A 12,409-nucleotide genomic window follows, 5' to 3' on the forward strand; every position below is an offset into this window, starting at 1 on the left:
CCATGCGAATCCTGTGGACGCTCCCCTACCTGCCCTGGCCCACCACCAGTGGCGGCAAGACCCGGGAATACCATTTGCTGCGCAACCTGGCAGCGCGCGGTCATCGCATCACGCTGCTGGTGCAGTCCAAGAACCCGCTGGACGACGACGCGCGCGCAGCACTGGAGCCGTGGCTGGAACGCCTGATCGTGATCGATCGCCGCCCGCTGCTCAGCCTGCGTACCGTGCTGGCCGTGGCTTTTGCACCGCCACCGATGCTGGCCAGCGTGAACGGCTACGCGCCGCAACTGGAAAAGGCCTTCGAACAGTTGCTGGAGGAGGACTGGGACATTATTCAGTTGCAGCACACTTATGCCTTTCAGCCCTTCGAACGTGCGCTCAAGCGCTCCGGCAAACCCTTTGTGCTGACCGAGCACAATGTCGAATCGGACCTGGGTGCCGCCAGCTACGACCGTCTGCCACGCTGGGCCAATGCCTTTGCGGTCTATGACCGCTGGCGCTACCGGCGCTGGGAAACCCGCGTGTTTCGCCAGACCGGCGAGCTGATCGCGGTCACCGAAGACGATGCCAAGGCACTTTCGCGCCTGAGCGGCAGGGCTACGTCCTATGTGGTCAACAGTGTCGACTGCGATTATTACGCCAGCGTCCATGCGGACCGTCACAGCCATCGCCTGCTGTTCATCGGCAACTATGAATACGGCCCCAATGTCGACGCCATCGAGTGGGCGCTGGACGAGATAATGCCAAAGGTCTGGGCCCTGGCACCGCATGTGCGTTTTGCCATCGGTGGCTTCGGTATGCCTTCGGCCTGGCGCGAGCGTTGGCCTGACCCGCGCATTGAATGGCTGGGTTTTGTGCCTGACCTGCGTGCCTTGCAGGCCACTGCCTCGATGTTCTTCGCGCCCCTGCGCCAGGGTGGCGGCTCCAAGCTCAAGACCCTGGAAGCCATGGCCGCCGGCCTGCCGGTGGTGACCACCGCACAGGGCGTTTCCGGGCTGGCGGTGCGCAATGGCGAACATTACCTGGGCAGCGAGGATGCCTCCGGGCTGGCGACACTGATCGCTGAATACACCGACCAACCACTGCAGCTCGAGCAGATTGGCGAAGCCGGCCGCGTCTATGTTCGCGCCCGGCATGACTGGTCCGTTTCCGCCGCTCAGCTGGAAGTGATCTACACCCGCTTTTCGTTCTCCAAGCAAGGATTGCGCTCATGCGTATAGGACTCGATTACCGCGCCGCAGCCGGTTACCCCACCAGCGGCATCGGACGCCAGAACCTGGCACTGGAACGGGCATTCCGTGAACATCCGGACGTGCAACTGCAGCTGTTCGGCGTGGCCCCCTACGATCATCCGGTACGCCGCCTGATGCATACCCCGCGCTGGGCCGCCCCATTGAATTCAGTGCATCGGCTGCCGGATCGCCTGCGCTTCGAAGGCCAGTATCTGCCTGCAGCCCTGCGCGATGCCGGCATTCAGATCTACGTGGCCAATATCAACATGGGCCTGCCGCTGGGGCGCAAACCAGCCGGTGTGCGCTACGTACTGCAACTGCACGATCTGTTTCAGCTCACGCAGCACAACAGTCACGGTTCGCAACTGAAAGCCAGGCTCTACCGGATGACCGACTACCTGTCGATTGCCTGGTCGCTGAAGGTTGCCGACCAGATCTGGGTGCCTTCGCAATTCACTGCAAACGAAGCGGCGCGCCTGTTCCCCAGGATCAAGGCCAAGCTGCGCGTCATACCGCTGCTGGTGGAATCCTTCAAGGGTGAGCCGGCCGACATCGCGCAACTGCGCCTGCCGCTGCGTTACTGGCTGTGCGTGGGCACGCGCGAACCGCGCAAGAACATCAAATGGTTTGTGGACGCCTGGCAGACCGCGCGCATGCAATTCGTCGATACCCCGGAGCTGGTACTGGTCGGCGGCGATGATCCGCTGACCGAGGCCCAGCGCCAGTTACCGGGTCTGCATGTGCTCAGCGGCCTGAGCGACGCCGAACTGCACGCCGTCTACAAAAATGCCGAGCGGCTCTGGCAACCCTCCAAAAGTGAAGGTTTCGGGCTGCCGGTGATTGAAGCACTGAACACCGGCACACCGGTTGCAGTGGCCTCGGGCTCGTCGCTGGACGAAGTCGCCCCGCCCCACAGCCCGCGCTTTTCGCCGGTCGACAGCGGTAATCTGATCAGGTTGATGGGCACTCTGTCGCAGGCCGCCGAAGAGGATCCGGCGATTGCCACAGACTGGACGCAGCGCTACCAGTTGAAAGCCTTTTGCGAACGCGTGCACGCGGCGCTGGAGGAATTGCGCTGATGCCACTGGCCTTGCCCCTGGGGTTGCTGTTCAGCCTGCTGTTCGGCGTGATGATCTGGATGCTGCCGGCGCCCTTCGTGGTGGCGGCGGCAATCGGTATCGTGGCGGTTGCCACGATCATCCGCCGGCCGGTACGCGGGCTGCTGCTGTTCTGCCTGATCGGAACCTTCCTGCCCTACTCGACGGTTCAGATCGGCATTCGCACTACGGTGTCCGAAGCGCTGATCATGCTGACCTGGGCCAGCTATCTGCTGCATGCAGTCTTTCAGGAACGCCACCGTGTGCCCCATATGCTGCGCCCCGAACGGCTGCTGGTGGCGTTGATGCTGTTCAGTGCGTTTCCTTTTCTGGTCGGCCAATTGACCGTCGTCGCCGAGGGCAACGGCCCGATCAACTGGGTCCGCTGGTTATTCAACCTGTCGATCCTGTTTCTGGTGCCACGTCTGCTGACCGACCTCAAGACGCTGGAAAACGCAGTCATCGCGCTGCTCGGCGGAACGCTGTTGCTGCTGGTGCTGTCGATCGGGGTCTACGTCACCAAAGGCTCGGCCACTGCAATCATTCCGATTCTCGGCAGCCTGGGCTACAGCGGTGCCGACGTGTTGAGCGAGAGCCTGCTTTCGTTCGCCAGCCGCATGGGCTCGCCGTGGATGCACCCCAACGTGGCCGGCGGTGCGCTGGCGATGCTGCTGCCGCTGGCCTTCTGCTTCGGCATGACGCGCAGCGGCACGGCTCGCAAGCTGGGCCTGGCGGTGGCGGCACTGGGTACGGTCGGCCTTTTGCTGACCGGCTCACGCGGCGCGCTGTTGAGCCTGATCGCAGTAATGCTGCTGATGGCCCGGCGACGCATTCCGCACTTGGGACGGCTGCTGATGGGTGGCATGGTGGCCGGCATTCTTCTGCTGATGTTCTACCCGCCTCTGCAAGACCGACTGATGGGGCTGTTCAGCGACGACGATGCCAGTACCGCGATTCGCTTTCTGGAATACAGCCATTTCCCCGACGCAGTGGCCACCTTCCCGTTCGGCATCGGTTTCAAGACCGACCCGCCGGTCTTGGGCTACACAGAGTTCGGCATTTCCAACCTGTGGCTGAACTTCATCTACAAGATCGGCATACCCGGCATGCTGCTGTTCATCGCCATCACCCTCAGTTGGTGGAAGGAAGTGCGCCCCGGAAGCGGCCGAGTCGTGCTGACTCGCGACAACGGTATTGCGCTGGGCTGCACCACCGGTGTGCTGGCTGCGTTGTTCAGCGGTCTGTTCGACCATTACTTCAGCTTCACCAGTGTGCTGGTTGCAGTGTTCTGGCTCTTGCTCGGCATCAGCCTGCACGAAACCCGCCGCCTGCGCGCCATGCCCGACACCACATCCAGACACCTTGACGCCTCACCCGAGCCGGGAGCCTCCTCATGAAACACCGCATGCTGCATTCTCATAATCTCAGAGAGGCACTGCCCGATTACGCGCGCAAGATGGCGGTGCCGCTCGACGAGCTGGAAGCCGCCTACCAGTGGATGCTGGACAACGAAGTGTGCTTTGAAACGCGGATCAAGGAACGCACCCTGTCGTTCATCTGCTACCTCAATATCGAGCCAAGAATCGAACACCCGCTGGCGCGACGCTTCTACAAGCTGCTGGCCAGCGAAACCAAGGGCGCACTTATTCCGCTGTACGGGATCAACTGGCCGACCCTGCGCGACCGCATGTTGCGGACCTGGGAGCAGGCTTACAACATCCTCATCTGCAAGATCCCCAGCCACACCCTGCGCCTGCTGTGGTTGCGCATCGGCGGCGCGAAGATCGGCAAGGGCTCGACGGTCTGGCGCAATACCGAAGTGCTCGGCGTCGACAGCCTGCGCATCGGCGATGACAGTACGGTGGGCTGGCACTGCCAGCTGGACGCACGCGGCGGCCTGGTGATCGGCGATCACGTCACCATCGCTTCACATGTGCTGATCATCGCCGGCGGACACGATCTCAACGAGCCTGAATTCTGGGCGGTAGGCGGGCCGGTGTTCATCGGCGATTACGCCTGGATCTGCAGCCGCGCGCTGCTCTCGTTCGGCGCCGACATCGGCGAAGGTGCCGTGGTGGGCGGTAACAGCGTGGTCTCCAAACCGGTTCCGCCCTACGCCATCGTCAGTGGCCCGAACGCGGAGATCAAGGGCGAGCGCGCTCGCGGCCTCAAGTACAAGGTGGGCGGCAAAGGCCTGTTCACCTTGTTTCACTGATCAGAAGCGTAGGCGATGCTGGGATCGACACTTTGGCTGACACTGGCCACCCTCACCGGTCTGGCTGCCGGATTTGCCCGCGAATGGCTATTGGTGGCGGCCTGGGGTGCCGGAAGCCAGAGCGACGCGTTTCTGGTTTCGATGTTCCTCCCCGAGGCGCTGCGCATGTCACTGGCCGCGGGCTTGCTCAGCGCTGCTGCCCTGCCCCTTTATCAGCAGCGTACCGCTGAACAGCAACAGCGCTGGCTGGGAGGCATGGCACCGCGTCTGTTGCTGACCGGGCTGGCCATGAGTGTCATTCTGCTGTTGAGCGCCGGGGGGCTGGTGCGCCTGATCGGTCCGGGGCTGGACGCCGACGGCTACGCACAGGCTGCCAGCGGCCTGCGCTGGCTGGCCTGGTGCGCGCCGGGTTTCATGCTGCATGCGCTGTTTTGCGTACCGCTACAGGCTCGCTCGCGCTTCGTGCTGGCTGGGCTCGGCTCACTGCTGTTCAACCTGCCGCCAGTCATCTACCTCGCCACATTAAGCCATGCCTCGACGTCGACCGGGCTGGCCAGCGCGTGCGTGCTGGGTAGCGTGCTGATGCCGGGTGTGTTGTTGCCAGCCCTGTATCGCTCGGGCTGGCGGCCTTGGCAGTGGCAATCGGAAGCTGGCGCAATGCGCGAGCTGTTGCAGCGTATCGGCCCGCTGCTGAGCAGCAACCTGGCCAGCCAGGGGCTTGCCCTGCTGGAGCGTATGGTGGCTTCGCTGCTCGGCGAAGGCGCGGTGACCTGGGTCAACCTGGCGCGCAAACTGATCAACCTGCCGCTGATTGCCTTGATGAGCCTGAATCAGGTACTGCTCGGCCTGATGAGCGGCAGTGCCGGCGATCAGCGCCTGTCGCTGCTCAAGCGCGGGCTGGGCAGCGCGACCTTGCTGACCCTGCCGGCGGTGGCCGGGCTGATCGGCGCGGCCGGGGCGCTGGTAACACTGTTGCTGCCCAATCAGACTCAGGGCGGGCCGCTGCCGGAACTGCTGGCCTGGTTTGCCGTGCCGCTGATGTTCGGCGCCTGGAATGCCTTGCTGGCGCGCTATGCCTACGCGGCCGGCGACACGCGCCTGCCACTTAATTGCGAGCTAGTCGGCAGTCTGTGCAATGCGCTGCTGCTCGGCGCACTGCCCTTCGCCTTCGGCTTGACCGGCATTGCCCTTGCCGCGCTGGGCGGCGCGCTGGTCACCGGCGTGCTGCTGATGCGCCGCCAGTCTTTGCTGCATGTCTTGCCGTGGCGCAGCCACTGGTTGCTGGCGAGCCTGCTGATGACTATCGCCGCCCTGTTGCTGCATCCGTTGCACGACACCTGGCTGCAACTGGGCCTGAGCTGTGTTTATGGCGCGCTACTGCTGGTCGGGCTGGCGCTATGGCTCAAGCCGTGGCGAAACGTGTCAGCCTGATCGGCGGCCTGACGACAGGCTTCCCTGAAGCGCTCAAGGCTCGGCGAGATGAACTTGTCGCGATGCCTGATCATGAAGAACCGGCGATTGAGCGGCGGCAGCGGGCTGGCGAGCGTGCGCAACTGCCCGCTGGCCAGCAGGTCGGCGACCACACGACGGGACAGGCAGCTGATGCCAATGCCTTGCGCGAGGGTGCGCATGATCGCTTCCGAGCTGCCTACCTGACGCATGTCCTGCAGGTCATGCAAATGCCTGAGCAGCAAGTGTTCGACCTCTTCGCGCGTTCCCGAACCCTGCTCACGCAGCAGCCACTCCGCGCTCTGCAGTTCGCCCAGCGACACGTGTTCCTGACCGGCCAGCGGATGGGCGCAGCCGGCGACGATGAGCATTTCATCGACCAGCCATGGCTCGGCGATCAGTTCGGGCAGATGACAGGGAGCCTCGATGAGGCCCATATCGATTTCAAACTGCGCGACCTTGCGAGCAATCAGTGCGCTGTTGCCGATGTCCACATCGATTCGCAGCTGAGGCGTCGAGCCGCGCAGTGCCCCGACGATCTGCGGCACAACGTAATTGCCGATGGTGCTGCTACTGCCGATGCGCAGGCGAGCATTCAACGCCGCGTCGGGCAACAGAAAGCTGTCCTCGATCTGCTGGGCGTTTTCCAGCATTTTCATGGCACGCGGCAGTAGTGCCTGCCCGCTGTCATTGAGCAGCAGACGCTTGCCCACCCGGTCAAACAAACGCGTACCCAGCGCGCTTTCCAGCTCGTTCAATGCCGCGCTGGTGGCTGACTGGGACAGCGCCAGAGCGCTACCTGCGCTGGTAGTGCTGCCACAGCGGGTGATCGCGCAAAAAATCTGTAATTGCCGCAGGTTGATTCTCAAGGCCATCTCTCTCGCCGGGTAGACCTACCTGAAAAACAGGTAACTATGAGAGAGATTACCCGTTTAGAAGATTGACTGTCGATCCGTAGACTGATGGCACGTCCCGAAATCACCAGCAGGAGACTGCCATGAGCAGACTCGCAATCCTCATCAAGGGCAACGCCCCCTTCGCAGCACTGACCAGCCCGCTGGAGGCGATTCGGCAGTTCATCCCCAACTGGTTCGCCGTGACCATGGGCACCGGGATTCTGTCGCTGGCGCTGGCTCAACTGCCGGGTAGCCCTGCCCCGCTGCGCGCGCTGGGTGAAGCGTTGTGGTTCCTGAACATCGCCCTGTTCACGCTGTTCAGCGTGATGTACGCCAGCCGCTGGTTGCTGTTTTTCGATGAGGCACGTCAGGTCTTCGGGCACTCCACCGTGTCGATGTTCTTCGGCACCATTCCCATGGGCCTGGCGACCATCATCAACGGCCTGCTGGTGTTCGGGCCGGCGCGCTGGGGCAGTGCCATTGTCCCGGTTGCTGAAGCCTTGTGGTGGCTGGACGTGGCGATGGCCCTGGCGTGTGGGGTGCTGATCCCTTTCATGATGTTCACCCGTCAGGAGCACAGCATCGAGAAGATGACTGCTGTCTGGTTGTTACCGGTGGTCGCGGCAGAAGTTGCAGCGGCCTGTGGGGGATCGCTGACAACGCATCTTGCGGGCGCTGACTCGCAGTTCACGGTGCTGATCACCAGCTACGTACTCTGGGCCTACTCGGTGCCCGTGGCGTTGAGCATTCTGGTGATTCTGCTGTTGCGCCTGGCGTTGCACAAACTGCCCCACGAAAGCATGGCCGCGTCCAGCTGGCTGGCACTCGGCCCCATCGGTACGGGCGCACTGGGCATGCTGGTGATGGGCAGCGACGCCCCGGCCATCTTCGCCGCCCACGGCCTCGCATCCATCGGCACGGTGGCAGCAGGCATCGGTGTGGTGGTCGGTATGCTGTTCTGGGGGCTGGGTCTGTGGTGGATGGCGCTGGCCGTGCTGATTACGGCGCGCTACGTGAAACAGGGCATCGGCTTCAACCTGGGCTGGTGGGCGTTCACCTTCCCGCTCGGCGTGTATGCAGTGGCGACGCTCAAACTCGGCGCCACCCTGCATCTGGGCTTCTTCGATGTCTTTGGCACGTGGCTCGTTGCGCTGCTGGCGCTGATGTGGTCGGTCGTGTCGGTACGGACTCTGGCCGGCGCCTACCGGGGTTACCTGTTCGTCTCGCCCTGCATCGCAGCACTAGGAGGTGTCCGCCGGTAAGTTTCCTTGAACTTACCTCGGCGGCGAGGCGCCTGAGAGGAATATCTTCATGACAGAGAGCCTCCATGCCCAACTCAGCATTTTCCGCCAGCCACTTTTCGGGCAACCATGCCGCTCGCGATGAAAACATCGTCATCAACTCCTACACCACCGTGCTGCGCAAGACGGGCGTTCCCCATGAGCTGTTCGCGACCTACTGGCGCGACGTTCATGGCCCGCTGTGCGCCAGGCTTGAAGGCCTGGGCTGGTATGTCCAGCATCACCTGACGCGGGAAAAGGACGGCCACCTTTGGCCGGTCATCGAAGGCGTTAAGGCCTTGCCGGGCTACGTGCTGGATGGTGGCGTAGAGATCGGCTTTCTGTCCGCCGAAGCGCAGAAACAATTCAAGGATGCCAGCGCCCTGCTGTTCTCAGACGAGCAGAACATGTTCGAGGAAACCATCGCCTACGACGTACCGGATGGCTCCAGCACGCTGGTGGATCGCCTGCCTGACCCGATCCCCAACGAAACCGCCACACTGGACAAGATGCATCTGCACTTTCATCTCGCCAGCGCTGACCTGCCTGCAGCCCGAAAAGCCGTTGAGCAGCTCGCTCGCGACATGGCGGGTTCCGATGCCGTGCTGAAACTGCGCCTGCACCTCGCACAACCTTACGACAACGCCAAGCCTGCACCGCCTGCGCCGGATGTTAATCATGAGGTCGAAGCGCCGCGCCTGAATATCGTCATGATGGAGTTGGTGTTCGAATCGGCCTGGACGCGCCGGACCTATTACGCCAGCGAGCAGTTCAAGACGATCACCCAAGGCATCAGCGAGCATGTTCGTTACATCACGCCGTTCGGTGTCAGCGGTGTCTACACCTATGTGCGCGATGCGCTGATGACCACTGCTGGCGTACGCGGCAGCAGGCAGGCCGAGCTGATCCGGCAGTTGGGCGCGATCAACCAGACCCGGCCCGAGATCGAAAGCCTGTTTGGTGCGCCGTCGACTTTTTGATGTATCTGCTCCGCATGTCTGCTTTAACCGGCACGATTCGGAATCGTGCTTTACTCAGCAAAATGGAATTGGGTGATGCCTGTGAAAGCTTTGACGACTCGTGAGGTGTATCAGCAACTGCGGGATGCTGCGATGGGTACACGGTCGCTGATGCTTCTTGGCACACCCTCCGGTTCCGGGCTGCAGCAGGTCGAGATTGACGGCTGGCTGCTGACGCTGGAAGTCACCGAGGGCAGCCCGACCCGCTGTCGGACATGTCGCTGTCCGCTGGGTCGGGAAGGCTCGTTCGAAAGCTGGCTGCGCACTGATCCGGTGAGTTTGCTCAGTGGCTGGGAGCATGCGCAGATCGAGCGGTTGCTGGGTGAGGCGGCAGCCGAGCGGCCTGGGCTCGATCAGGTTCGGGGGCAGTCACCTGACTCTCAATGAGCGGTGCTTTAACGTGCGTGGTTATGTTTGACCGAGGCACCTCTCGCTCCTCATCGTCCGTACTCATCGTTATACACAAGTCTGCTTTTGATTCTGGCCGAAGGCCGTGGGAGCGAACTTGTTCGCGAAGGGGGCTGTATAATCGCCGAAAATACATCGACTGAAACACCGTCTTCGCGAACAAGCGAAGCGTCACCCGGCTCACTTCCACGCCCTTCGGGCAGAAGCCTGTAAGTCCTTTATTCCGGGCATTCTAGAACTTGCGTATAACGCTGAGCGCTGCGCGTGGTAATGCAGTTCGTGACGCTCCGCGTCACACAGCGGTTCTGCGACATCAGGTGGATTGGCGTTCGACTCAAGTCACCTTTTCGCCTCTCGGCGAGTCACTTTGATGAGGTCAAAGTAATGTCGCACTCGCATAGTCAGTGCCATTAAGACTGAAAAGCGCCCTGCCTGGACTCTACCCATTGCTGAATCGTTTAACTCGGCGTTAAATAGCTGTTCAGACGGTATGCAACACCATAATTCCAATAATTACAGAAGGACCACCATCATGAAATCCCTTCCTCTGCTCGTAGGCCTCGGCGCTCTTACAGCCGCTTCCAGTGTGTTTGCCTGGGATTACGTGCTGCTCGACACCGACAAGGCTGCGCAGAATCAGCAGATCACCAGTCAGCAACTGGGCGTCAAGACCGACAAGCCGTTCACTGTCACGATGCGTACCCTGCATGGCGGTCGTCAGGAGGGCGTGAGCATCATCGATATCGACAATGGCGCGATGAAGCTGTCAGTCGTCCCGACCCGTGGCATGAACGTGCTGCAGGCGTCAGTCGGCGATGTGCGCATGGGCTGGGATTCGCCGGTCAAGGACGTGGTCAATCCGGCCTTCATCGAGCTCAATGGCCGCGGCGGTCTGGGCTGGCTGGAAGGTTTCAACGAGTTGGTAGCTCGCTGCGGCTATGAGTGGGTGGGCCATCCGGGGATGGACAACGGCGAGCTGCTGACCCTGCACGGCCGTGCCGCCAACATTCCGGCGAGCAAGGTGACACTGCAGATCGACGAAAAACCGCCCTACGCGATCCGCCTCAAGGGCGAATTGAAAGAGCAGGCATTCAAGAAGGTCGACTTCTCGGTGCAGACCGAACTGGTCACCGAGCCAGGCAGCACGAGCTTTTCGCTCAACGATACGCTGACCAACAATGGCGACTACCCGAAGGAATACCAGGCGCTGTACCACAGCAACTTCAGCACGCCGTTCCTTGAGCAAGGGGCGCGTTTCGAAGCGCCGGTCAAGCAGGTCTCGCCGTTCAACGACAAAGCCAAGGGTGATCTCGGCGACTGGCAGACCTACCGCGCGCCGACGCCGGATTACGACGAGACGGTCTACAACATCGTGCCTTACGGCGATGCCAAGGGTGACACGCTGACCGTGCTGCACAACAAGGCTGGCAGCCTGGGCGTGTCGGTCGGTTTCAATACCAAGCAGTTGCCGGTGTTCTCGCTGTGGAAAAACACCGACACCAAAGGCCAGGGCTACGTCACCGGTCTGGAACCGGGGACCAGCTTCTCCTACAACCGCCGCTTCCAGCGCCCGCTGAATCTGGTGCCAACCATTGCCCCGAAAGAGCAACGTCAGTTCCAGATCAGTTACAGCCTGCTGGCTGACAAAGGCGCGGTCGACAAAGCCCTTGGGCAGGTAAAGCACATTCAGGACGGTCGCGAGACCGAAGTGCGCAAAGAGCCGCTGGTGGATCTGACCAAAGAGCAATGATCCTCATCTGACGTTTCTCCAACGCAGCGGTGGTAAAAAAATTCTCACAACACTTGAGGTTTTCGCCTGTCTACACCCTCTCAACCCTTCGAAGACGAGCATGCACATGAAAATCCTGATGGTTTTGACATCCCATGACCAACTGGGCGACACCGGCAAGAAAACCGGTTTCTGGCTCGAAGAGTTCGTCGCGCCGTATTACGCGTTCAAAGAGGCCGGTGCCGACGTTACCCTGGTTTCTCCGAAAGGCGGTCAACCACCGCTGGATCCGAAAAGCGATGAGCCAGACGCTCAGACCGAAGACACCAAGCGCTTCTCCAACGATGCTGATGCGCAGAAAGCGCTCTCCAGCACAGGCCGCCTGGCTGACGTCAATGCTGCCGATTTCGACGCCGTGTTCTACCCGGGCGGTCACGGCCCGCTGTGGGACCTGGCTGAAGACAAGGACTCCATCGCGCTGATCGAGGCCTTTGCCAAGGCAGACAAGCCACACGGGATGGTCTGCCACGCACCTGGCGTACTACGTCACGTAAAAGCGCCGGACGGCCAGCCGCTGGTCAAGGGCCGCCGCGTCACAGGCTTCACCAACAGTGAAGAAGAAGCGGTCGGCCTGACCAAGGTCGTACCTTTTCTGGTCGAAGACACGCTCAAGCAACTGGGCGGCGACTATTCCAAGGGCGAGGACTGGGGCGTGTACGTGCTGACCGACGGCAAGCTGGTGACTGGCCAGAACCCGGCCAGCTCTGCGCAGGCAGCCAAAGACCTGATCACTCTGCTGAGCTGATCGATCTGCGCGGTTCGGCGTCCGACGCTGTCAGTATCGGGCAACGGACCGCGCGTCGTTTAAATCGAATCCTGCACCCGCCACACTGACCAATAACCATACTCTCCGACAATAAGGAATACGGTCATGGCTGATGAATCCAAACGCGAAGACCTCGATCACAAGCCGGAAAACGCAGGCAAAGTGGGCGAGAAGAACAAACAGCTCAATCAGCAGGGTGAACAGGCCCGACCTGCCACTTCCCCCGACCCGCAGAAAGACAAGTCAGGCAACTGACAC

Annotated in this window: 12 protein-coding genes; 11 read left to right on the top strand and 1 reads right to left on the bottom strand. The window is 61.7% G+C overall.

From position 1 onward, the window contains the following. Positions 1-2: 2 nt before the first annotated feature. The 5 genes from P406_RS20545 to P406_RS20565 are packed head-to-tail and all read left to right on the top strand — an operon-like array spanning position 3 to position 5,975. Positions 3-1,220 carry a glycosyltransferase family 4 protein gene (locus P406_RS20545; RefSeq protein ID WP_046237198.1) on the top strand — a complete coding sequence of 406 codons (1,218 nt, stop codon included), beginning with the start codon at positions 3-5 and terminating at the stop codon, positions 1,218-1,220. Beyond that, positions 1,211-2,311 (top strand): glycosyltransferase family 4 protein, encoded by a 1,101-nt coding sequence (locus P406_RS20550; protein WP_046237199.1) that lies wholly within the window; start codon positions 1,211-1,213, stop codon positions 2,309-2,311. The genes P406_RS20545 and P406_RS20550 overlap by 10 nt, the downstream gene beginning before the upstream one ends. Next, positions 2,311-3,726 carry an O-antigen ligase family protein gene (locus P406_RS20555; protein ID WP_046237200.1) on the top strand — a complete coding sequence of 472 codons (1,416 nt, stop codon included), beginning with the start codon at positions 2,311-2,313 and terminating at the stop codon, positions 3,724-3,726. Before P406_RS20550 ends, P406_RS20555 begins: the two co-directional genes overlap by 1 nt. After that, on the top strand, positions 3,723-4,544 hold the full coding sequence (locus tag P406_RS20560; protein WP_003417689.1) for an acyltransferase: 822 nt from the start codon (positions 3,723-3,725) through the stop codon (positions 4,542-4,544). The genes P406_RS20555 and P406_RS20560 overlap by 4 nt, the downstream gene beginning before the upstream one ends. Positions 4,545-4,559: 15 nt before the next feature. Then, entirely contained in the window at positions 4,560-5,975 is a 1,416-nt protein-coding gene (locus P406_RS20565; protein WP_046237201.1) for a lipid II flippase MurJ, read from the top strand. Here P406_RS20565 and P406_RS20570 read toward each other — a convergent pair. Continuing rightward, a complete protein-coding gene (locus P406_RS20570; RefSeq protein ID WP_046237254.1) occupies positions 5,909-6,862 on the bottom strand; it encodes a LysR family transcriptional regulator in 954 nt (317 codons plus the stop codon). The two genes, P406_RS20565 and P406_RS20570, sit on opposite strands and share 67 nt — an antisense overlap. Before the next feature lie 128 nt (positions 6,863-6,990). Between P406_RS20570 and P406_RS20575 the strand changes: the two genes are divergently transcribed. The 6 genes from P406_RS20575 to P406_RS26855 all read left to right on the top strand — a co-directional run bounded on the left by P406_RS20575 (position 6,991) and on the right by P406_RS26855 (position 12,406). Beyond that, complete coding sequence (locus tag P406_RS20575; RefSeq protein WP_046237202.1) at positions 6,991-8,151, top strand: TDT family transporter; 1,161 nt, start codon at positions 6,991-6,993, stop codon at positions 8,149-8,151. A gap of 65 nt (positions 8,152-8,216) precedes the next feature. Next, positions 8,217-9,149 (top strand): hypothetical protein, encoded by a 933-nt coding sequence (locus P406_RS20580; protein WP_046237203.1) that lies wholly within the window; start codon positions 8,217-8,219, stop codon positions 9,147-9,149. An 81-nt stretch (positions 9,150-9,230) separates the two neighbouring features. Beyond that, the gene (locus P406_RS20585; protein ID WP_082100886.1) at positions 9,231-9,575 is read left to right on the top strand and encodes a DUF7693 family protein; all 345 of its coding nucleotides are present in this window, start codon (positions 9,231-9,233) and stop codon (positions 9,573-9,575) included. Positions 9,576-10,128: 553 nt separating this feature from the next. Further along, positions 10,129-11,346 (top strand): aldose 1-epimerase family protein, encoded by a 1,218-nt coding sequence (locus P406_RS20590; protein WP_046237205.1) that lies wholly within the window; start codon positions 10,129-10,131, stop codon positions 11,344-11,346. A gap of 106 nt (positions 11,347-11,452) precedes the next feature. Beyond that, a complete protein-coding gene (locus P406_RS20595) occupies positions 11,453-12,130 on the top strand; it encodes a type 1 glutamine amidotransferase domain-containing protein (RefSeq protein WP_046237206.1) in 678 nt (225 codons plus the stop codon). A 126-nt stretch (positions 12,131-12,256) separates the two neighbouring features. Beyond that, complete coding sequence (locus P406_RS26855; RefSeq protein ID WP_002554136.1) at positions 12,257-12,406, top strand: hypothetical protein; 150 nt, start codon at positions 12,257-12,259, stop codon at positions 12,404-12,406. The last annotated feature ends 3 nt before the right edge of the window (positions 12,407-12,409 follow it).

This window comes from Pseudomonas syringae pv. coryli str. NCPPB 4273, assembly GCF_000972175.1.
Classification (GTDB): Bacteria; Pseudomonadota; Gammaproteobacteria; order Pseudomonadales; family Pseudomonadaceae; genus Aquipseudomonas; species Aquipseudomonas syringae.